Raw genomic sequence first — 20657 nt, forward strand, 5'->3', positions numbered from 1 at the left:
GCTTCTTATCCCCGCCTCAACGGCTTTTCAAGCAAAGCAAAAGCCGATCCGGTACGGTTTTGTACCGGATCGGCTTTTAAAAGAGGATAGAATTGCGGTCAGGCCCAGGGGCGGACCGAGGCATTTGCCTTTTCGAACGTGTCGATAGCGCCGGAATGCTCAAGTGTCAGGCCGATGTCGTCGAGGCCGTTCAGCATGCAATGGCGCTTGAATTCATCGATCTCGAAGGTGATCGTGCCGCCATCAGGGCCGCTGATTTCCTGGCGTTCCAGATCGATGGACAGAACGGCGTTCGAGCCGCGCGATGCGTCGTCCAACAGCTTTTCGAGATTCTCGGGGCTGACGACGACAGGCAGGATGCCGTTCTTGAAACAGTTGTTATAAAAGATATCGGCGAAGCTGGTGGAGATCACGCAGCGGATGCCGAAATCGAGAAGCGCCCATGGTGCATGTTCGCGCGAGGAGCCGCAGCCAAAATTATCGCCCGCGACGAGGATCTGGGCGTTCTGGTAAGCGGGCTTGTTCAGCACAAAATCGGGATTGGGCGAGCCATCTTCGAGATAACGTGACTCAGCAAAAAGGCCAGTGCCAAGACCCGTGCGCTTGATGGTCTTAAGATAGTCTTTGGGAATGATCATATCGGTGTCGATATTGACGACCGGCATGGGCGCAGCAACGCCCGTCAGCTTGGTGAATTTTTCCATCTGTCGCTTCCCGTGTTTCCCTAGTCACAAAATCCGGCGTGGACTGACGCCCGCCGGATATTTTCTGTCGGGAAATACTGCAAAACGGATCGCTTTAGAAGCGCAAACCCGCATTCTTCGGTACGCCGCGTGCAGCGTTCTCGCATTTTGACAGGATTAACGATCTCAGAGATCGATGATCGTGCCTTTGCCGTCGTTCCAGACGCGCATGTCGCGCTGGTTGCGGGGCTTGACCGGAATGGGTGCCGGCTTCACACGCGCCGAAAGCAGACGGGCAGCGCTGAGAACGGCGAGCACGCCGATAAAAGCGACCGTAAGCGAGGCGGTAAACAGAGCCACCAAAGCCAGAAGTGCGATGCCGGATGCGGCAATGAAAAATGAACGGATGCCTTGCATGATTCAACCTTTCTTTCCAGACGAATGTGGGCCTTCTTCTTCCGGCTTGCAAGAGGATTCAGTGGATTGTCGTGTTGCAGATGTCACAAAAGCTTGACACAAGTGCGGCATGACTAATTTTTTCGAAAATATTCCTGTGAGACCGCGCCGTTCGCTGCTATCGGTTCCGGCCATCAATGTCAGGGCGCTCGAAAAAATCCGCGATCTCGATTGCGATGGGGTTATTCTCGATCTGGAGGATTCCGTTGCACCCGATGTGAAGGGCGCGGCGCGAGAGAATCTGGGCAGGCTGTTTTCGGATGCGCCCTTTGTGGGACGCGAGATCATTATCCGTATCAATCCGCTGTCAACGCCGGATGGTATGGAGGATTTAAAGCTCGTGCTTTCCTGCCGGCCGGATGCGGTATTATTACCGAAGGTAGAGCAGTCCGCCGATATTCACGATGTGGCCGACCTTCTGGCGGAGGCCGATGCGCCCCAGGGCTTGAAAATCTGGGCGATGATCGAGACGCCGCTCGGTGTGTTGAACGCAGCGTCCATTGCTGACGCTGCCCATACGCCGGATGGACGGCTTGCCGCTTTCGTCCTCGGACTGAACGATCTGCGCAAGGAGACACGGGTTCCTTCCGTGCCCGGGCGAACCTACCTCGTGCCATGGATGATGCAGGTGGTGCTTGCCGCCCGCGCCTATGGGCTTGATGTCATCGATAGCGTGTCGAATGATTTTCGCGATATCGCGGCTTTTGGCACCGAGTGCGAGCAGGGCCACGCCATGGGCTTCGATGGCAAGATGCTGATCCACCCGGCCCAGATCGAGCCCGCCAATCGCCACTTCGGCCCCGATGAGGCCGCTGTCGCTGAAGCCAGGGCGATTATTGACGCTTTCGCAAAACCCGAATCTGTGGAATTGAACGTCATCAACATGAACGGGCGGATGATCGAACGGCTGCATGTGAGCCAAGCCGAAAGGCTGGTCGCCATGGCCGATATCATCGCACAACGAAAGGCGCAAAAGACGTGAAGGTCTATCGTTTCATTACAGGTCCCGATGACGCGAAGTTCTGTCACCGGGTCACCGAAGCTCTGAACAAGGGGTGGGAACTTGCCGGTTCGCCCAGCTACGCCTTCAACGCCGCAAGCGGCGTCATGCATTGCGGCCAGGCCGTGACCAAGGTGGTCGAGGGCAAGGAATACCACCCGGATATGAAGCTCGGCGAGCAATAAGAGGCGTGGCTGTCGGCGGGCTCAGCGCTCCGCCGCGGCCTCGTCGGCGCTTTCCTCGATCCGCTCCATGTCGTCATCCGACAGGCCGAAGTGATGGCCGATCTCGTGGATGAGGACATGGGTGATGATGTCGCCCAGCGTTTCCTCATTCTCGGCCCAGTAGTCGAGAATGGGGCGGCGATAAAGCGTGATGCGGTTCACCATCTCGCCGGTTTCCATGGTGAAACGTTCGGAGATACCGCGCCCCTCGAACAATCCCAGCAGGTCGAACGGTGTTTCGAGCGCCATGTCCTCGAACACTTCGTCTGTCGGGAAATCAGAGATCTCGATGACGAGATCCTTGGTCAATGCACGGAATTCTTCTGGCAGGTGGCCATATGCCTCGATCGCAAGCGACTCGAAGGCGGAAAGTGTCGGCGCATGGCGGTCCCGCCAATCGTCGGTCTGGTCTATGCGGGCCATTTCTGCTCCTTGTTGAAGGCCCATATAAACACTTGCTGCGCAAATTTCGAGACCTGACTGCTTCGCTTGCCAAAAAAGCATGAAATTCTTGGCGTTAGAGTTACTTTTCAAACATCCGTCATCTTGACATAAACTGATGTCTCGCGTAATTCGCACCCAAATTGATGGCGTATTGCGCCTTCTGTTTATTCCGCCCCTCAAAGGCGGCTTCACCGGCAGACTTTCAAAAGGGCATTCAGTCCTGACGGATTTCCGCTACTCCGACTGATAAAAAGACGGCCAGCTTGCTTTGGCGAGCAGAGCCGGAACGAACATGAAAGGATAACAAATGTTCGCAGTCATCAAGACCGGCGGTAAGCAGTACCGCGTAGCGGCCGATGCCGTGCTGACCATCGAAAAGCTGGAAGCAGAGGCAGGCGCAACCGTAGAATTCACCGAAGTTCTCGTGATCGGCGAAGGCGCCGACGCTCAGTTCGGTGCTCCCTTTGTCAAGGGTGCCATCGTCAAGGCTGAAGTTGTCGAGCACAATCGCGGCAAGAAGGTCATCGCCTTCAAGAAGCGTCGTCGTCAGAACTCCAAGCGTTCGCGCGGCCATCGTCAGCATCACACTGTCGTCCGCATCACGGACATCGTTGCTGCCTGATCGGCGCGACACGGGAAACAAGGTTTAAAGGAGAACTCCAATGGCACACAAAAAAGCTGGCGGTTCATCGCGTAACGGTCGCGATTCCGAATCCAAGCGCCTTGGCGTAAAGAAGTTCGGCGGCGAAGCTGTCATTCCAGGCAACATTATTCTGCGTCAGCGCGGAACCCAGTGGCATCCGGGCGCCAACGTTGGCATCGGCAAGGACCACACGATTTTCGCACTGACCGCAGGTAACGTGAACTTCCGTACGAAGGCCAACGGCCGCGTATTCGTATCCGTGGCCCCGAAAGCGGAAGCCGCAGAATAAGCCGGTAAGCGTCATATGCAGCCGGTGTCCCATCGACCCGGCTGAGACGTATCAGGTTCAGTCAAGAAAACAGGGGAGATGGGGTACCACCCAACTCCCCTTTTTCTTTAACCCCCAGGAGGGACTGAACCATGCAAGCTGAATTGTTGAGGGTTGACCAATCACGGTCACCCGAAGAGCGGCCGAGGCCCGATCGGTCGAGGAGCGATTGCCCCGTTTTACTGTCGCAGAGGCTGGTTTTACGTAAGCCTCACGAAGAAGACATCGACGCCCTTGCCCATCTTGCCAACAATGCCAATATCGCGACCATGGTGTCGCGTATGCCGCACCCGTACACGGCCAAAGACGCCGCGGACTTCGTGCGACGCACCAATGCTGGCGAGATCGGCAAGTGCGTCTATGCGATTACCCGCATGGACAATGGCGAGTTTCTGGGTTGCTGCGCGCTTGAACCGCAGGAAGACGAAAAGACGCTGGAAATCGGTTACTGGCTGGGGGAACCCTACTGGAACCGGGGCTACATGACCGAAGCCACGCATGCGCTGATCGACATGGCCTTCCGCACGCGTGAAATCGACCAGATCGATGCCCGCTGCCGGGTCACCAACATCCCCTCGCGCCGGGTCATCCAGAAGTGCGGTTTCCAGTTCCAGGGCTCCGGCATGGTCGGTTCGCTGGCACTGGGCGGCATGGTACCGGTAGAATGGTACAGGCTGGACCGCAAGACCTGGGTTTCGCTGAAGAGCTGGGGGGACATGGGATGAGCACGATCGAGCTTACCCGTCACCGGGCAACTGCGACGGTCGCGCCGCCCGGCCCCTGCCCGGTCATCGAGACGTCGCGTCTGGTGCTGCGTCCGCAGCGGCTTTCCGATGCCGGCAGCATTGCGGAATCGCTTGGCGATTTTGCCGTGACCAGGATGCTGGCCCGTGTTCCCGCGCCGTATCATCGACAGGATGCGCTGGAATGGCTGGTCCTGCGTACTTCAGGCACCCTGCCCGATTGGGATTTCGCCATCACAAGCGGTGACGATACCCTGATAGGCGTCGTCTCGGTCGAATTGCGGCATGGCGAGTGGCATCTCGGCTACTGGCTGAACCGGTTCTACTGGGGCAAGGGTTACATGACCGAGGCGGTGGCCGCCGTGGTCGAGCGGTTCTTCCGCCGCATGCCCGGTGTGGTTCTCCATTCCGGTGTGTTTGCGGATAATCCGGCTTCGCTGCGCGTGCAGGAAAAACTGGGCTTCCGGGTGACCGGCTGCCACCAGATTTACGCCACGGCGCGTGCTGCGATGGTGGCGCATATCGATACGGCGATCACGGCTGAGGATTTCGTTCCGCAGCACCGCTGACAATCAAAACAAGGCCGGTTGCCGCAAACCGGCCTTGTCTCACGCAGGCGCTTCCCGCACGATAGTCTTTGACCTTGTGGAGAAGCGCTTGTATTCGAAACGACGATATTTTTGTTTGGCACAACGCCTTGAGCTGATGTGCCCGCAAACCGACAGAACGGCAGTCCGATGAAATTTCTCGATGAAGCAAAAATCTATATCAAGTCCGGTGATGGCGGCGCGGGCGCCGTTTCCTTCCGACGCGAAAAATTCATCGAGTTCGGCGGCCCTGATGGCGGCGATGGCGGACGCGGCGGCGACGTCTGGATCGAGGTGGTCAACGGTCTCAACACGCTGATCGACTTCCGCTTCCAGCAGCATTTCAAGGCCTCGATCGGACAGCACGGCATGGGTAAGACCCGCACCGGCGCCAAGGGTTCCGACGTGGTTCTGAAAGTGCCTGTCGGCACGCAGATTTTCGAGGAAGACAACGAGACGCTGATCGTCGACCTGACAAAGGAAGGCCAGCGTTTTCGTCTTGCCGCTGGCGGTAACGGCGGTTTCGGCAACGCCTATTTCAAGTCTTCGACCAATCAGGCGCCGACCCATGCCAATCCGGGCCTTGCGGGCGAAGAAAAGACGCTCTGGCTTCGCCTGAAGCTGATCGCTGACGCCGGTCTCGTTGGTCTGCCAAATGCAGGTAAGTCGACATTCCTCGCGACCGTGACGCGCGCGCGGCCGAAGATCGCCAATTACCCCTTCACCACGCTGCATCCGAACCTCGGCGTCGCGACCATTGACGGCCGTGAATTCGTGCTGGCCGATATTCCCGGCCTGATCGAAGGTGCGCATGAGGGTGTGGGCATCGGCGACCGTTTCCTCGGCCACGTGGAGCGCACCCGTGTGCTTCTGCATCTCGTCTCCGCGCAGGAAGAAAAGGTCGGGCAGGCCTATAAGACTGTCAAGGCCGAACTGGATGCCTATGGTGGCGGCTTGACCGACAAGCCGGAAATCGTGGCGCTTTCGCAAATCGACGTGCTGGACGAAAAAGAACTGAAAAAGAAGGCAAAGGAACTGGAAAAGGCCTGCGGCCGTCCTCCGCTCCTTCTGTCTGCCGCTGCCCACATTGGTATGACGGAGGCGCTGCGCGCCCTTCGCGATATCATCGTCTCGGCAAGCAATGGCGGCGAGACTGCCCTTCCCGACCGCTCTATGCCTGTGGATAGCGAGGCCGAGGAAGAGGACGATCGCCTATGAGCCTCACCCGCAAACCGCTGGGTAGCCACCACCGGATCGTCATCAAGATCGGTTCGGCACTTCTGGTGGACCGGAAAAGCGGGCTCAAAAAAGATTGGCTTGACGCCATTTGCGAGGACATCGCTGCGCTGAAGAAAAACGGCGCAGATGTTCAGGTGGTGTCTTCTGGCGCCATCGCGCTCGGCCGCACGGTGCTCGGTCTGCCCTCCGGCGCGTTGAAGCTGGAGGAAAGCCAGGCAGCGGCGGCCGTTGGCCAGATCGCTCTGGCGCGGGCATGGTCGGAAAGCCTGTCGCGGCATGAGATCGTTGCTGGCCAGATTCTGCTGACGCTGTCCGACACCGAGGAGCGCCGCCGTTACCTCAATGCGCGCGCCACCATCAACCAGCTGCTGAAGATCGGTGCGATTCCGATCATCAATGAAAACGACACGGTGGCAACCACCGAAATCCGCTACGGCGACAATGACCGTCTGGCCGCCCGCGTGGCCACCATGACCGGTGCCGATCTTCTGGTATTGTTGTCTGATATTGACGGGCTTTACACGGCTCCGCCGCATCTTGATCCGGATGCGAAGTTCCTTGAGACGATTGCAGATATTACGCCCGAGATTGAGGCCATGGCAGGCGGTGCGGCTTCCGAGCTTTCACGCGGCGGCATGCGCACCAAGATCGATGCCGGCAAGATCGCGACCGCTGCCGGTTGCGGCATGATCATCGCTTCCGGCAAGACGCTCAATCCGTTGAAGGCCATCGAAAACGGCGCCCGCTCCTCGTGGTTTGCGCCATCAGGCACACCGGTGACGGCGCGAAAGACCTGGATTGCCGGTCAGTTGCAGCCGGCAGGTGAGATTCATGTGGATGCGGGTGCGGAAAAAGCGCTCTATGCCGGTAAAAGCCTGCTTCCCGCAGGCGTGCGGGTGGTGAAGGGCAATTTTGGACGCGGCGATGCGATTGCCATCATCGGTGTTGAGGGCCGAGAGGTCGCGCGCGGCCTTGCAGGCTACGATGCGGAAGAGGCGCGTCTTATCATCGGTCACAAGTCCAACGAGATCGAGGCGATACTCGGCTATGTCGGGCGTGCGGCGATGATCCATCGCGACGATCTGGTGATGACGGGTGCCGCCGTGAAAGTTAAAAATACTGAAAAGGATGAGGTCCATGCCTGAACAGGCCGTGAAGCAGAGCCATGATATTGATGCACTGATGATGACCATCGGTGCACAGGCAAAAGCTGCTTCGCGACCGTTGTCCATCGCAGGTACCGATCAGAAAAACCGTGCGCTTCTCGCCATGGCGTCCGCCATCGAGGCGTCGAGGGAAACGATCCTTGCCGCCAACAGGAAAGATCTGGCGGCGGCGGATAATAGCGGCCTTGCCGCTTCCTTCATCGACAGGCTTACGCTTGACGATGCGCGGATCGCCGGTATCGCCGAAGGCATCCGCTCGGTTGCCGCGCTGGCTGATCCGATTGGCGAAGTCATTGCCGCCTGGGATCGCCCGAACGGTCTGAAGATCGAGCGCGTGCGCACGCCGCTTGGCGTCATCGGCGTGATTTACGAGAGCCGTCCGAATGTGACGGCAGATGCCGGCGCGCTCTGCCTCAAGGCGGGCAATGCGGTCATCCTGCGCGGCGGCTCGGATTCGCAACATTCATCGCGTGGTATCCATGCCTGCCTCGTCGAGGGCCTGAAGATCGCCGGTCTTCCCGAGCATGCCATTCAGCTGGTGCCGCTCACCGACCGCGCTGCCGTGGGCGCGCTTCTTGGTGGATTGAATGGCGCGGTTGACGTGATTGTGCCGCGCGGCGGCAAAAGCCTGGTTGCGCGGGTGCAGTCTGAGGCGCGGGTTCCGGTCTTTGCGCATCTGGAAGGTATTTGCCATATCTATGTCGACGGATCGGCCGATCTCGACATGGCGAAACGCATCGTCGTGAATGCCAAGATGCGCCGCACCGGCATTTGCGGCGCGGCGGAAACGCTGCTGGTGGATGCCGCTGTTGTTGCCACGCATCTTGAACCGCTCGTCAAGGGCCTGATCGAGGCCGGTTGTGAAGTACGCGGTTCGCAGGCCGTGCGTAATGTTGTCGAGGGCTTGAAAGCCGCAACGGAAGATGACTGGCGCACCGAATATCTCGATGCGATCATTTCGGTTGCTGTCGTGGACGGTATTTCCGGCGCGATCGACCACATCAGCACCTATTCGTCCAACCACACGGAGGCGGTGATCGCCGAGGACCCAGCGGTGGTCGAGCGTTTCTTCAACGAACTCGATTCGGCCATTCTGCTGCATAATGCTTCCACGCAATTTGCCGATGGCGGTGAATTCGGAATGGGTGCGGAAATCGGCATCGCCACGGGCAAGATGCATGCACGCGGCCCGGTTGGTGTCGAGCAGCTCACGTCGTTCAAATACCGCGTGCATGGCACCGGTCAGACGCGGACCTGATAGTTGCTGGTCGAAACACGCCTCGACAGACGTTATCTCACCATGCCGCATGCGGAGCGCGGCATGGTCGTCGGGCTGTTTGGCGGCTCCTTCAATCCGCCGCATGCCGGCCATGCCCTTGTTGCCGAAATAGCGCTCCGCAGGCTGGGTCTAGACCAGCTCTGGTGGATGGTGACGCCAGGCAATCCGCTGAAAAGCCGCTCGGAACTGGCGTCTCTGGAGGATCGTATCGCTGCCTGCGAAAGGCTGGTCAGCGATCCCCGCATCAAGGTGACGGCTTTTGAAAAATCGCTGGGGATCAGCTACACGGCCAATACGCTTGCCAAGGTGAAAGCAAAAAATCCGCATGTCCGCTTCATCTGGATCATGGGAGCCGACAATCTGAAAAGCTTCCATCGCTGGCAACAATGGCGAAGGATCGCCGAGACCTTTCCGATTGCGGTGATCGACCGGCCGGGTTCCACCCTCTCCTACCTCTCCTCCACCATGGCGCAGGCCTATAGCCAGGCGCGGATCGATGAGGATGATGCGGGTGTTTTGTGGAAAAAAAAGGCGCCTGCCTGGGTCTTTATCCATGGTCCGCGTTCCACGCTCAGTTCGACGGCGCTCCGCAATAATCACAAATGATGTATGCGACAGCCGTTGAAGGCTCCATATCTTGAAAAGTTAATGCTTTGGTGCCACCTTAATCTGGTGACGCACAGATTCGCGTCGCCAGTGCCTGTTTTGTCATTCTTGGAAAGGGAAAACCTCTGACAACAGTACACGCCAAGGGAAGAGCATTTGTTGCTATCCCGAAGGGTCAGGACAGTGGCGCCGATGCCGCCGACCACGCCCTCGAAACCGTCCTCGCGAGCCTCGAGGACTCCAAGGCTGAAGATATCGTATCTCTCGACATTGCCGGAAAATCGGCGCTTGCGGACTACATGGTGGTGGTCTCCGGGCGATCGAACAGGCATGTCTCGGCGATCTGCGAGCATCTTCTCAAGGATATGAAGGATGAAGGGTTTGGAAGCGCCCGCGTCGAAGGTCTCGAGACCGGAGATTGGGTGCTGATCGATACCGGAGATATCATCGTTCATGTGTTCCGTCCGGAAATCCGTGTCTTCTACAACATTGAAAAAATGTGGGCGACGCCGGAAATGCCGGAAGACACGCTGCATTGATGCGGTGAGCCTTTGACGTCGCACATCGGGCCTCCCGAATATCATTTTTGATTTCGGGTCGATGTGTGTGGTCGGAAAGCAAGCCGGCCGCATAGGAATCCGTAGGCTATGCTGTTAAGAGCGTGACCCTGTTGGGTCACGATGGATGCAGGTTTGCGATGCGGATTTCGATTTTTGCGGTGGGACGGCTGAAATCCGGCCCGGAAAAGGATCTTGCGACCCGTTATATCGAACGCCTTGCCAAGACCGGCCCGGCGATCGGGCTGGAGTTTTCGCGCGTGATTGAGGTCGCGGAAAGCCGGGCATCGAACGCGGAGACGCGCAAGCGCGAAGAAGCGGCGATGCTGGAAAAACATCTGGCTGATGGTACCGTGCTCGTGCTCCTGGACGAGCGCGGCAAGGCGCTGGATAGCCCGGCCTTTGCCTCGTTTTTTGGCGATCTGCGTGATAGCGGCAAGCGCGACCTCGTGATCGCGATTGGTGGCGCCGACGGCCTAGATCCTGCACTTTACGATAGAGCGGCGGCCGTTCTTAATCTCGGCAAGCTCACATGGCCGCACCAGATCGTTCGTATTCTGATCGCCGAACAGCTTTACCGCGCCGTCACCATCCTCTCCGGTCATCCCTATCATCGCGTTTGAGCGTGATCTTCATGTGGAAAATTGTCTCAATTTCAACATGAAGCTTCGCGAGACGGAAAGGCGTGAAGGCTTTGAAGCCAGCCTGTTTCTGGCCTCTTGGAAGATTGGGGCAAAATCCCTAGTATCGGCGCTCCTGCTTCGGCATCAAAGAAAGTTCAAATGGACAAGAGGTCTCAACGAAAACGCCACGCTGCCCTTGCGGGCGCGGTTTTCGCTGTCCTTGTCCTGGGGATTTCCCCCGTTGAACGCGCCTTTTCGCGCGATGATGCGGGTGCCGCGCCTGCTGGTGAGGGTGATTCGTCGCCGGAGGCGCTTCAGACGCTGGAAAAGCGCCGTGATCAGAACCGCCAGGATCTGGAAGAGCTGGTCGACAGCATCGGACTTTCGGAAGACAAGACCCGAAATCTCGAGGAGAGCATTGCTTCCCTTAATCAGGACAGCGCCCGTATCCGCGAGGAGCTGATAGCGTCGGCTGCACGCCGCAAGGCGCTGGAAACCAAGATCAGCGATGGCGAGGATCGTCTGGCCAAGCTTTCGGTCCGCGAAGATGGCGTCAAGGCATCCCTGCGCGAGAGGCGTGGTGTGCTGGCGGAGGTTCTGGCGGCGCTGCAGCGTATGGGCAGAAACCCTCCCCCCGCCCTTCTCGTTTCGCCTGATGATGCGCTGGCTTCGGTGCGCAGCGCCATTCTTCTCGGCGCCGTCGTGCCCGGCATTCGCGGTGAGACCGACAAGCTGGTTTCTGCTCTCAAAGAATTGACCGACGTCAGGCAGGCAATCGCTCGCGAAAAGGACGATCTTACGGGTATGATGACGGCAAGTCTGGAAGAGGAAAAACGCCTCGACTTGCTGCTTGCTGAAAACGACCGCAGAAATTCGCAGACGGCCGCGGCGCTGGAGGCGGAACGCAAGCGATCCGAGGAGCTTGCAAGCAAGGCGACCAGCCTCGAAGGTCTGGTCGGTTCGCTTGAAAGTGAGATCAGTTCGGTGCGGGAAGCTATGGAAAGGGCGCGTGCGGAAGAGCAGCGCGTGGCCCGTCTTTCCGAAGCGGAACGTGAGAAGGAGCGTGCCGCAGCCGAGGCGGGAATGCCCGATAAAAACCGTATTGCGCCCGCATATCCCTTCGCGAGTTTGAAGGCAAAGCTGGACCTGCCGGTGGCTGGAGATGTGTTGCGCCGGTTCGGCGATGCGGATGGTACGGGCCACTTTTCCAAGGGAATTGTCGTCGCGACCGGGCCTGAGGCCATCGTGACGGCACCCGCAGACGGCTTTGTTGTATTTGCCGGAGATTTTCGCAGTTACGGCCGAATGATCATCCTCAATACGGGTGACGGATACCATGTGGTCATGACGGGAATGGACAATGTGAGGACACGACAGGGAATGTTTGTGTTCTCCGGAGAGCCAATCGCCTCCATGGGTGCAAAAAGAGTAGCGAGTGCAGCAGCATTGGCGCTGGAAACCGACCGGCCAACGCTCTACATTGAGTTCAGGAAAGATGGTGTGCCGGTTGATTCCCAACCTTGGTGGACCGCAAAAAATACCGGAAGGGCGCACAATGATTCGTAAGGTTTCGCTTCTCCTTATCGGTGGGCTTATGGGCGCCACGGCGATGAGTGTGATTTATTCGGCGAGCATGCCGGCACAGGCGGCCGGGCCTTCGACCTATAAGGAACTGTCAATCTTTGGCGACGTGTTCGAACGGGTGCGTGCGCAATATGTGACGCCGCCGGATGACGAGAAGCTGGTCGAGAATGCCATCAACGGCATGCTCAGCTCGCTTGATCCGCATTCGAGCTTCATGAATGCCAAGGACGCCAACGACATGCGCACCCAGACCAAGGGTGAGTTCGGCGGTCTCGGCATCGAAGTGACCATGGAAAATGAACTGGTCAAAGTCATCTCGCCGATGGACGACACGCCGGCTTCGCGCGCAGGCATTCTTGCCGGCGACTATATTTCGGAAATCGACGGTACGCCGGTTCGCGGTCTGAAGCTGGAGCAGGCGGTCGAGAAGATGCGCGGCGCGGTCAAGACGCCGATCAAACTGACGATCATCCGCCAGGGCGCCGACAAGCCGCTCGAATTCACCGTCATGCGTGATGTCATTGCCGTACGCGCGGTCAAGTCCCGTGTCGAGGGCGATGTCGGTTATCTCCGCGTCATCTCATTTACCGAGAAGACCTATGACGATCTCGAAAAGGCGATCAAGAAGATCAAGACGGATGTGCCGGCTGACAAGCTGAAGGGCTACGTGCTCGATCTGCGTCTCAACCCCGGTGGTCTGCTCGATCAGGCGATCAATGTTTCCGACGCCTTCCTCCAGCGTGGCGAAGTCGTTTCGACCCGTGGCCGTAACCCGGACGAGACCCGTCGCTTCAATGCGACAGCTGGCGATCTGACCGATGGCAAGCCGGTTATCGTGCTCATCAACGGTGGCTCTGCTTCGGCGTCTGAAATCGTCGCCGGTGCGCTGCAGGATCTGCGTCGCGCGACTGTGGTCGGCACGCGCTCCTTCGGCAAGGGTTCGGTCCAGACGATCATCCCGCTCGGCGAGGCCGGCGCGCTGCGTCTGACCACGGCGCTTTATTACACGCCGTCTGGCAAATCGATCCAGGGCACGGGCATTACGCCTGATATCAAGGTCGAACAGCCGCTGCCGCCGGAATTGCAGGGTCGTGTCACGACAGAAGGTGAATCCAGCCTGACCGGCCATATCAAGGGCCAGAGCGAAACGGACGAAGGTTCGGGTTCTTCAGCTTACGTTCCGCCGGAAGCCAAGGACGATATCCAGCTGAATTATGCGCTGGACCTGTTGCGCGGTGCCAAGACCGATCCGTCGTTCCCGCCGAACCCGGACAAGGCTGTGGTCAACAAGCAGTAAGATGGATGCGCCGGCCAGCCGGCGCATTTTCTCGATTGCCTAACCGTTTGGACGGATCGTTCATTGCCTTCTGACCTGCGAAAACCGCTTCTGGGTCGACAGAAAAAAAGCGCCGGTATCAACCGGCGCTTTTCCGTCATTATGGTTCTGTCCGCGCTTGCAGTTCTGACGATCGGCGGGCTTTCCGTCTATACGGCCCTGTCGCCCGGCAATCTCCAGAAGACGGCTTCCGGGCCGGACACCCAGCCCCAGCTCCCCGAAGATGCTCCGAAAACGGCAGCAGCCGATGTGGCGGATCCTGACGACACGGCTGGTCTGAAGCCGGAAAGCGGCCGCTCCGGCGCGAATATAAATCAGGCGACGATGCCGGATGGCAATGTGGTATCGGTCTATTCTCCTCGCCCCCGTGACAGCGACGGACCGGTGCTGATGAGCGGCCAGACCTACGGTCAGGATCCGCGCATGGCCACGCGGCCGAATGATGCATTACTGGAAGAAACCGCATTCGGCAGATTGCCGGTCGTCGGTGCCGATGGTTTGCGGCCGATGGAGCAATATGCCCGGCCATGGTCCGGCGCGCGCGGCACCCGGGTGGCGATCGTGGTCGGTGGTCTCGGCCTCAGCCAGACGGGTTCGCAAAAGGCGATCCGGGAACTGCCGCCGGAGGTGACGCTCGGTTTTGCTGCAAGCGGCAACAGCCTGCAGCGCTGGATGCAGGAAGCACGCCGTGAGGGGCATGAAATCCTTCTCCAGATACCGCTGGAGCCCTTCGGGTATCCCGGCACCAATCCCGGCCCGGACACGCTGCTGGCGGGCGATCCCGCGAAGGTCAATATCGACCGGCTGCATCGCTCCATGGCGAAAATTACCAATTATACTGGCATCATGAATTATCTCGGCGGGCGTTTCCTTTCCGAGCAGGCGGCGCTCGAGCCGGTCATGCGCGATATCGGCAAGCGCGGGCTGCTTTTTCTGGACGATGCCTCTTCGGCGCAGTCGCTGAGCGGCGGGATTGCCAAAGCCATTTCCGCGCCGCAGGGCTTTGCCGATGTTCTGCTTGACGGTGAGGTCACCGAAGCCACTATCCTGCGCAAGCTGGACGAATTGGAGCGGATCGCGCGACGTAACGGTCAGGCGATCGGCGTTGCCTCGGCTTTTGACGAAAGCATCGCTGCAATCTCGAAGTGGTCGCGGGAAGCGGGCGGTCGCGGTATTGAGATCGTTGGTGTTTCTGCGCTTGTCTCGCAGCAGGCGGGGCAGTAAACCTTCTGCGCGGCCATTCCTTAGCGCCTTTTCGGCGCGCAGACAGTGCGGGTTTCCAATGACAATCAAAGCAGAAGATTTGCCTTACCGTCCCTGTGCGGGGATTATGGTTCTGAACGCCGAAGGCCTTGTCTGGGCCGGCCGGCGCATCAGGGAAGGCAATTCGGAATATGACGGTTCACCGCAATTGTGGCAGATGCCGCAGGGCGGCATCGATGACGGTGAACGGCCTTTGACGGCCGCCATTCGCGAACTTTACGAAGAGACGGGGATGAAAACGGTGACGTTGCTGGCGGAAGCGAGCGACTGGATCCATTATGATCTGCCGCCCGAACTGATCGGCATCGGCCTGAGAGGCAAGTACCGCGGGCAGGCGCAACGCTGGTTTGCCTTCCGTTTCGGTGGCGACGAAAGCGAAATCCAGATCGACCCACCTCCAACAGGGCATACGGCTGAATTCGACGCCTGGGACTGGAAGCCGATGGAAAGCCTGCCGGAGCTCATCGTGCCCTTCAAGCGCGCGGTCTACGAGAAAGTGGTTGCGGAATTCCGGCACCTTGCCGGCAAGTAATAAAAAAGGCGGCCACTGGCCGCCTTTTCTTTGGTCGATTGCGAAAGCTTATTCTGCTTCGTTGGCGGAATCGGCGTTGAGTTGGCCGTATTTTTCCGCACCGATCTTGCCGAGAAGTTCGAGCTGGGTCTCAAGGAAGTCGATGTGACCTTCCTCGTCGATCAGCAGTGCTTCGAACAGCTTCATCGAGACATAGTCTCCGGCCTCGGAACAGATGTCGCGCGATTTCTTGTAGGACGTCCGTGCGTCATATTCGCCCGCCAGATCGGCTTCGAGCACTTCCTTGACGTTCTGACCGATGCGCAGGGGAGCCAGGGTCTGGAGGTTGGGATGACCTTCCAGGAAAATGATACGATCGATGATCTTGTCGGCGTGCTGCATCTCTTCGATGGATTCCGCACGCTCCTTCTTTGCAAGCTTGGTGTAGCCCCAGTCATTCAGAAGTCGGTAGTGAAGCCAATACTGGTTTACCGCACCGAGTTCTAGAAAAAGGGCTTCGTTAAGCCGCTCGATGACTCTTGTGTCGCCTTTCAATGTCCGCTCTCCTGTTCTCTTCATGGAATCGCTTCAAGCGGGACATAAAATCAAAAACATCTGCTTCCGTCGAGTGGCGACGGGCGTGATATTCTTCAGTTGTCTGTATGATCAGGTCGACGACAGTCGGGAAACAGCCGCAGCAGCGGCCACGTTTTTCCATGGCATGATACACTTTTGCCGGAACGATAAGCTGCCAACAGTCCTCATCGAGGAGTTCGTTAATGACGTCCCGGATATCGTGGTCGGTGATGTAATTGCAGCTGCAAACCAGCATGATCGACTGCCTGTATGACGCAACACGTTGTTTTCGTTCTTAAACCAAAACAGGACACCCACTGTCAAGAAAAACCTCCGAGGATATCCGAAAGTGAACTCTGGATTCATTCTAAACTATACGAAAACTGTCGTATTTTCATTAGTTTAGCAGTTCCTATATTGCGGTATTTTTCGATCAAGTTTTTGTGCGTGGCGATATCATCAGGGCAAATATCACGAAAAGTTTACCTGCTTCCTTCCCGTTAGAAGGGTGCCGATCTCAGGCGAAATATTGCCCGCCATTTGCGGTCATCGTGGAGCCGGTTATGAAACCAGCCTCGTCCGACACGAGAAACAGGACGCAGCGCGCGATTTCTTCCGGTTCGCCCAGGCGCCCGACCGGGATTTGCGGCACGATCCGCTCGGCCAGCACTTTCTCCGGTATAGCCCTCACCATCTCCGTGCCGATGTAACCGGGGCAGATGGCGTTGACGGTAATGTTGCGGCTTGCGCCTTCCTGGGCGAGCGCCTTGGTGAAGCCGATATCGCCAGCCTTTGAGGCGGAATAGTTGACCTGGCCTGCCTGGCCCTTCTGGCCATTGATGGAGGAAATATTGACGATGCGACCGAAGCCGCGATCGCGCATACCCGACCAGACTGGATGCGTCATGTTGAAGACGCCGGTGAGGTTGGTGTCGATCACCTCGCGCCATTGCTGCGGTGTCATCTTGTGAAACATCGCATCGCGGGTGATGCCGGCATTGTTGACGAGAACCTCGACGGGGCCGAAGGCCTCTTCAACCTGGGCTATGCCTTTCACGCAGGCATCATAGTCTCGCACGTCCCATTGAAACGCGGGGATGCCGGTTTCTTTCTGGAAGGCCTCTGCCCTATCGGTCGTGAAGGCGTAATTGACGGCCACCTGGTAGCCGGCTGCCTGCAAGGCGCGGGCTATTGCTGCGCCTATGCCGCTTGTCCCGCCCGAAATCAACGCAACCCGGCTCATATGGCCTCCATTTCCTGAACTGTTTTAGCCGTGCTCAACGGCCACAGAAATGCGGCCAATGGGAGACCGCTTCTACCCTATTGGCCGCTGAACCGGAATTGCTTTTTGGAAGGCCGCACGGCGGTTTTCAGAGCGCCTCGATGCACATGGCAACACCCATGCCGCCGCCGATGCAGAGCGTTGCGAGGCCCTTCGATACGTTGCGGCGGCGCATCTCGAAAATCAGCGTGTTCAGCACACGGGCGCCGGATGCGCCAATCGGATGGCCGATGGCAATCGCACCGCCATTGACGTTGACGATATCAGGATCAAGACCAAGCTCACGCACGACAGCGCAGGACTGTGCGGCAAACGCTTCGTTCGCCTCAACGAGGCCGATATCGCCGATCGACCAGCCTGCCTTGGCCAACGCCTTGCGCGAGGCGGGGATGGGGCCGGTTCCCATGATCTGCGGATCGACACCCGCCGTCGCCCAGGAGGCGATGCGCGCCAGCGGTTTGATACCGCGCTTTGCCGCTTCCTGCTCCGACATCAGAAGTGTGGCAGCCGCGCCATCATTGAGGCCGGAGGCGTTGCCGGCCGTTACCGTGCCCTCCTTGTCGAAGGCGGGGCGCAGCTTTGCCATGGTTTCCAGCGAGACGCCGGTACGGATATGTTCGTCAGCATCGATGATGATATCTGCCTTGCGGCCCTTGACCGAGAAAGCCACGATCTCATCTGCAAAACGGCCGGCGCTCTGCGCGGCTTCGGCCTTGTTTTGCGATGCGACAGCGAACTGGTCCTGTTCATCACGGGAAAGCTGCCATTGCCGGGCGATGTTCTCGGCGGTTATGCCCATGTGGTAGCCGTAAAAGGCATCCGTCAGGCCGTCTTTCAGCATGGTGTCGATCATCTTGAAATCGCCCATTTTCACGCCACCGCGCAAATGCGCGCAATGGGGCGCCATGGACATGGATTCCTGCCCGCCGGCAATGATGATGGCCGCGTCGCCGGTAACGATCTGCTGCATGCCGAGTGCGACGGCGCGCAGGCCGGAACCGCATAGCTGATTGATGCCGAAGGCGGTTGCCTCCTGCGGAATGCCGGCTTTCATCGCCGCCTGGCGCGCCGGGTTCTGCCCTTCGCCTGCCGTCAACACCTGACCGAGGATGACCTCATCGATTTCACGGGCTGCGACACCGGCGCGCTCCAAGACGGCGTTGATGACGGTTGCCCCAAGCTCGTGGGCGGGCGTATTGGCAAAGCCACCATTGAAAGAACCGACGGCAGTGCGCGCAGCGCTGGCAATCACGATTGAAGGCGTCATCTGTTTCTCCTCACTTGCGGGCGGAGACTGGCAAAGCTTTGAATACAAGTCAAATGCCGAAAGTTGCTTTAAAAGATGTTGCTAAATCAAGCCGGAATCTTGCGGAAAATTGCTGCGCAAAAAACAAACTGTTGCGATGCACAAAACATTTGTCACGAGGCTTGTTTTGCGCATACACTTCGCGCGGGAAGAGCAATAACACCAAAAAACAAGAAAATACCATCATCGCGAGGAGGCGGGCATGGCAAAACACGACGGCGAAACAATCATTAAAAAATATGCCAACCGGCGGCTCTACAACACCGGAACCAGCACCTATGTGACGCTGGATGATCTGGCGCAGATGGTTAAACGCGGCGAGGACTTCAAGGTTCAGGACGCCAAATCATCCGAAGACATCACTCATGCGGTTCTGACGCAGATCATTGTTGAACAGGAAGCCAAAACCGGCAATACGCTTTTGCCAACGGCGTTTCTGCGGCAATTGATCTCCTACTACGGTGACCAGATGCAGATGGTCGTTCCGACATTTCTCGAACATTCGATGAAAACCTTCTCCGATCAGCAGAGCCAGATGCAGGAGCATATGGCCAAGGCGTTCGGTGACGGGTCGCTTGCCCGGAATTTCCAAGCTCCATTGCAAATGATGGAAGAGCAGATCCGCCGCAATACGGAACTGTTCCGGCAGGCAATGCAGGGGTTCACACCTTTTGCAATGCCGCAGGCGCCCAAGGAAACGCGCAAGCCGAATGCATCCGAAATAGATGAGCTGAAGTCGCAGCTGCGCGCATTGCAGCAAAAACTCGATCAGCTCTGAAGGAGGCTGGAGCATTTCGGGTGAGACCCCTCAAATGCTCTCTCCGGTTCTTCAGTTTGCTGCCCGTTCCGGGACGCGCAACAACAGAACAAACCCCAACCCCAGAAACACGATGAGGGTGGCCATGCCGATGTGTGCGGAGCCACTGAGGTAGGTTGCTATTGAAAAGGACAGCGTCGCCATGAAACTGGTGGCGCGGCCCGATAGCGCATAGATGCCGAAATAGCGTCCCGCCTCGGCAATGGTGATGTTGCGCGCCAGATAGGAACGCGACGAGGCCTGAACGGGACCGAAGGCGAGGCCAATCAATATGCCATAGAGCAGATAGGCCTTTTCAGCGCCGGTTGCGAAGATGCCGCCATTGTCCGCTGTCGGCAATTGGATCCAGCCAAACAGTGTCGAGCCCTTTTCTGTCGAGATGATGCCGACCGTCGCGATGAGCAGAAGAACCAGGCTGATGAGGATGGTGATCCGCGAGCCAAGTTTCTGATCGACGCGCCCGGCCGCAAAGCAGCCCACGATGGCGACAACGTTGAGCAGGATGCCGAAGAGGCCGATTTCCATCGTCGCCCAACCGAACATTCCCGCCGCAAATACGCCACCCAGAATGAGCACGCCGTTGACGCCGTCCTGATAAAGCATACGTGCAATCAGGAACCGCAACAGGACAGGTCTGTCTCGAAGTTCGCGCAGGGTTGTCTTGAGCTCCGCAAGACCAGAGCGGATCGCCGCTCCGAAGGGTAGGCCCCTGTCCGCATCCGGGGTCAGCAGAAACATCGGCAGAATGAAGAGCAAATACCAGATTGCAGCTATCGGGCCGGTTATTCTGGCGTCCTCGCCGGTTGCGGGATCGAGACCGAAAAGCGGCTTGATACCGGCGATAGTCAGCCCTGTCTGTGGATTTGCGGCCAGAAGCGTCACTACGGCAATCAGCACCACCATGCCGCCGAGATAACCGAGCCCCCAGGCGAGATTGGAAATGCGTCCGACATTCTGCGGATTGGTCAGTCGCGGCATCATGGAATCGTTGAAGACGATCGAAAACTCCGCCGCGATGGATGCGAATATCATGCAGACGATGGGCAGGATGATCGGCGAACCCGGTGCTGCAAACCAGAGGAATAAAAGACTGACGATCTTGATGGCGGCAAAAAAGGCGATCCACGGTTTGCGCGCGCCGGACTGGTCGGCAATGGAGCCGAGGATGGGCGAGAAGAGGGCGATGATGATCGAGGAGACCGTCGCCATATTGCTCCATGTCGCCTGCGCCGAAATAGGATCATCGGTGAGGCGGGCGACAAAGTAGGGTCCGAAAACGAAGGTCGTAACGACCGTGAAAAAGGGCTGTGCCGCCCAATCGAACATGACCCAGCCCCAGATGCCGCGTTTGGCAACCACTGTTTCCGCATTTGGGGAGGGGACAGTCATTCATCGTCCTATCGG

At 58.3% G+C, this 20657-nt stretch carries 24 protein-coding genes and 1 pseudogene; 17 read left to right on the forward strand and 8 right to left on the reverse strand.

The window, feature by feature from the left end; all coding sequences use genetic code 11:
- Positions 1 to 98: 98 nt before the first annotated feature.
- Both leuD and ACQZ5Y_RS15110 read right to left on the reverse strand, forming a co-directional pair.
- Positions 99 to 704 (reverse strand): 3-isopropylmalate dehydratase small subunit, encoded by a 606-nt coding sequence (gene leuD, locus ACQZ5Y_RS15105; RefSeq protein WP_025594665.1) that lies wholly within the window; start codon positions 702 to 704, stop codon positions 99 to 101.
- A 165-nt stretch (positions 705 to 869) separates the two neighbouring features.
- Complete coding sequence (locus ACQZ5Y_RS15110; protein WP_112153247.1) at positions 870 to 1100, reverse strand: hypothetical protein; 231 nt, start codon at positions 1098 to 1100, stop codon at positions 870 to 872.
- Between the two features lie 109 nt (positions 1101 to 1209).
- On the opposite strand from ACQZ5Y_RS15110, the gene ACQZ5Y_RS15115 reads away from it, so the two are divergent.
- Positions 1210 to 2121: an HpcH/HpaI aldolase/citrate lyase family protein gene (locus tag ACQZ5Y_RS15115; protein ID WP_174050192.1), complete on the forward strand. Its 912-nt coding sequence runs from the start codon at positions 1210 to 1212 to the stop codon at positions 2119 to 2121.
- Positions 2118 to 2324 carry a DUF1737 domain-containing protein gene (locus tag ACQZ5Y_RS15120; RefSeq protein ID WP_003505258.1) on the forward strand — a complete coding sequence of 69 codons (207 nt, stop codon included), beginning with the start codon at positions 2118 to 2120 and terminating at the stop codon, positions 2322 to 2324. The genes ACQZ5Y_RS15115 and ACQZ5Y_RS15120 overlap by 4 nt, the downstream gene beginning before the upstream one ends.
- Positions 2325 to 2345: 21 nt before the next feature.
- On the opposite strand, the gene ACQZ5Y_RS15125 is transcribed toward ACQZ5Y_RS15120, so the two are convergent.
- Entirely contained in the window at positions 2346 to 2786 is a 441-nt protein-coding gene (locus ACQZ5Y_RS15125; protein WP_003516449.1) for a metallopeptidase family protein, read from the reverse strand.
- A 328-nt stretch (positions 2787 to 3114) separates the two neighbouring features.
- On the opposite strand from ACQZ5Y_RS15125, the gene rplU reads away from it, so the two are divergent.
- The 14 genes and pseudogenes from rplU (at position 3115) to ACQZ5Y_RS15195 (ending at position 15293) form a co-directional block, all read left to right on the forward strand.
- On the forward strand, positions 3115 to 3429 hold the full coding sequence (rplU, locus tag ACQZ5Y_RS15130) for a 50S ribosomal protein L21 (protein WP_003516451.1): 315 nt from the start codon (positions 3115 to 3117) through the stop codon (positions 3427 to 3429).
- Positions 3430 to 3469: 40 nt separating this feature from the next.
- Positions 3470 to 3739 (forward strand): 50S ribosomal protein L27, encoded by a 270-nt coding sequence (gene rpmA, locus ACQZ5Y_RS15135; RefSeq protein ID WP_003492686.1) that lies wholly within the window; start codon positions 3470 to 3472, stop codon positions 3737 to 3739.
- A 131-nt stretch (positions 3740 to 3870) separates the two neighbouring features.
- Positions 3871 to 4503: a GNAT family N-acetyltransferase gene (locus ACQZ5Y_RS15140; protein WP_003516453.1), complete on the forward strand. Its 633-nt coding sequence runs from the start codon at positions 3871 to 3873 to the stop codon at positions 4501 to 4503.
- On the forward strand, positions 4500 to 5090 hold the full coding sequence (locus tag ACQZ5Y_RS15145; protein WP_025594658.1) for a GNAT family N-acetyltransferase: 591 nt from the start codon (positions 4500 to 4502) through the stop codon (positions 5088 to 5090). Before ACQZ5Y_RS15140 ends, ACQZ5Y_RS15145 begins: the two co-directional genes overlap by 4 nt.
- Positions 5091 to 5258: 168 nt before the next feature.
- Positions 5259 to 6326 carry a GTPase ObgE gene (gene obgE, locus ACQZ5Y_RS15150; RefSeq protein WP_003516456.1) on the forward strand — a complete coding sequence of 356 codons (1068 nt, stop codon included), beginning with the start codon at positions 5259 to 5261 and terminating at the stop codon, positions 6324 to 6326.
- The gene (proB, locus tag ACQZ5Y_RS15155; protein ID WP_003516458.1) at positions 6323 to 7492 is read left to right on the forward strand and encodes a glutamate 5-kinase; all 1170 of its coding nucleotides are present in this window, start codon (positions 6323 to 6325) and stop codon (positions 7490 to 7492) included. Before obgE ends, proB begins: the two co-directional genes overlap by 4 nt.
- Entirely contained in the window at positions 7485 to 8771 is a 1287-nt protein-coding gene (locus tag ACQZ5Y_RS15160) for a glutamate-5-semialdehyde dehydrogenase (protein ID WP_174050190.1), read from the forward strand. The genes proB and ACQZ5Y_RS15160 overlap by 8 nt, the downstream gene beginning before the upstream one ends.
- A 42-nt stretch (positions 8772 to 8813) precedes the next feature.
- On the forward strand, positions 8814 to 9398 hold the full coding sequence (locus ACQZ5Y_RS15165; RefSeq protein ID WP_075807713.1) for a nicotinate-nucleotide adenylyltransferase: 585 nt from the start codon (positions 8814 to 8816) through the stop codon (positions 9396 to 9398).
- Positions 9399 to 9492: 94 nt separating this feature from the next.
- Positions 9493 to 9937: pseudogene (gene rsfS, locus ACQZ5Y_RS15170) on the forward strand (ribosome silencing factor).
- Between the two features lie 158 nt (positions 9938 to 10095).
- Positions 10096 to 10578, forward strand: coding sequence for a 23S rRNA (pseudouridine(1915)-N(3))-methyltransferase RlmH (rlmH, locus tag ACQZ5Y_RS15175; protein ID WP_003516464.1), 483 nt, complete (start codon positions 10096 to 10098; stop codon positions 10576 to 10578).
- Positions 10579 to 10737: 159 nt separating this feature from the next.
- Complete coding sequence (locus ACQZ5Y_RS15180; RefSeq protein ID WP_174050188.1) at positions 10738 to 12144, forward strand: murein hydrolase activator EnvC family protein; 1407 nt, start codon at positions 10738 to 10740, stop codon at positions 12142 to 12144.
- On the forward strand, positions 12134 to 13459 hold the full coding sequence (locus ACQZ5Y_RS15185; RefSeq protein ID WP_003516467.1) for a S41 family peptidase: 1326 nt from the start codon (positions 12134 to 12136) through the stop codon (positions 13457 to 13459). The genes ACQZ5Y_RS15180 and ACQZ5Y_RS15185 overlap by 11 nt, the downstream gene beginning before the upstream one ends.
- A gap of 63 nt (positions 13460 to 13522) precedes the next feature.
- The gene (locus ACQZ5Y_RS15190) at positions 13523 to 14722 is read left to right on the forward strand and encodes a divergent polysaccharide deacetylase family protein (protein WP_174050186.1); all 1200 of its coding nucleotides are present in this window, start codon (positions 13523 to 13525) and stop codon (positions 14720 to 14722) included.
- A 58-nt stretch (positions 14723 to 14780) separates the two neighbouring features.
- Positions 14781 to 15293 (forward strand): RNA pyrophosphohydrolase, encoded by a 513-nt coding sequence (locus tag ACQZ5Y_RS15195; protein WP_026330894.1) that lies wholly within the window; start codon positions 14781 to 14783, stop codon positions 15291 to 15293.
- A 48-nt stretch (positions 15294 to 15341) separates the two neighbouring features.
- Here the strand turns inward: ACQZ5Y_RS15195 and bfr are convergent, their stop codons facing one another.
- The 4 genes from bfr to ACQZ5Y_RS15215 all read right to left on the reverse strand — a co-directional run bounded on the left by bfr (position 15342) and on the right by ACQZ5Y_RS15215 (position 18397).
- Positions 15342 to 15827, reverse strand: a complete 486-nt coding sequence (bfr, locus tag ACQZ5Y_RS15200) for a bacterioferritin (RefSeq protein WP_003516472.1) — start codon at positions 15825 to 15827, stop codon at positions 15342 to 15344.
- The gene (locus ACQZ5Y_RS15205; RefSeq protein WP_013636971.1) at positions 15793 to 16104 is read right to left on the reverse strand and encodes a (2Fe-2S)-binding protein; all 312 of its coding nucleotides are present in this window, start codon (positions 16102 to 16104) and stop codon (positions 15793 to 15795) included. Before ACQZ5Y_RS15205 ends, bfr begins: the two co-directional genes overlap by 35 nt.
- A 261-nt stretch (positions 16105 to 16365) precedes the next feature.
- Positions 16366 to 17091, reverse strand: coding sequence for an acetoacetyl-CoA reductase (gene phbB, locus ACQZ5Y_RS15210; RefSeq protein ID WP_003516474.1), 726 nt, complete (start codon positions 17089 to 17091; stop codon positions 16366 to 16368).
- A 127-nt stretch (positions 17092 to 17218) separates the two neighbouring features.
- On the reverse strand, positions 17219 to 18397 hold the full coding sequence (locus ACQZ5Y_RS15215) for an acetyl-CoA C-acetyltransferase (RefSeq protein WP_174050184.1): 1179 nt from the start codon (positions 18395 to 18397) through the stop codon (positions 17219 to 17221).
- 241 nt (positions 18398 to 18638) lie between these two features.
- On the opposite strand from ACQZ5Y_RS15215, the gene phaR reads away from it, so the two are divergent.
- Positions 18639 to 19214 carry a polyhydroxyalkanoate synthesis repressor PhaR gene (gene phaR, locus ACQZ5Y_RS15220; RefSeq protein ID WP_003516476.1) on the forward strand — a complete coding sequence of 192 codons (576 nt, stop codon included), beginning with the start codon at positions 18639 to 18641 and terminating at the stop codon, positions 19212 to 19214.
- 51 nt (positions 19215 to 19265) lie between these two features.
- Here the strand turns inward: phaR and ACQZ5Y_RS15225 are convergent, their stop codons facing one another.
- A complete protein-coding gene (locus tag ACQZ5Y_RS15225; RefSeq protein ID WP_174050181.1) occupies positions 19266 to 20642 on the reverse strand; it encodes an MFS transporter in 1377 nt (458 codons plus the stop codon).
- Positions 20643 to 20657: the final 15 nt, after the last annotated feature.

Source organism: Agrobacterium sp. A3-95, from assembly GCF_053521785.1.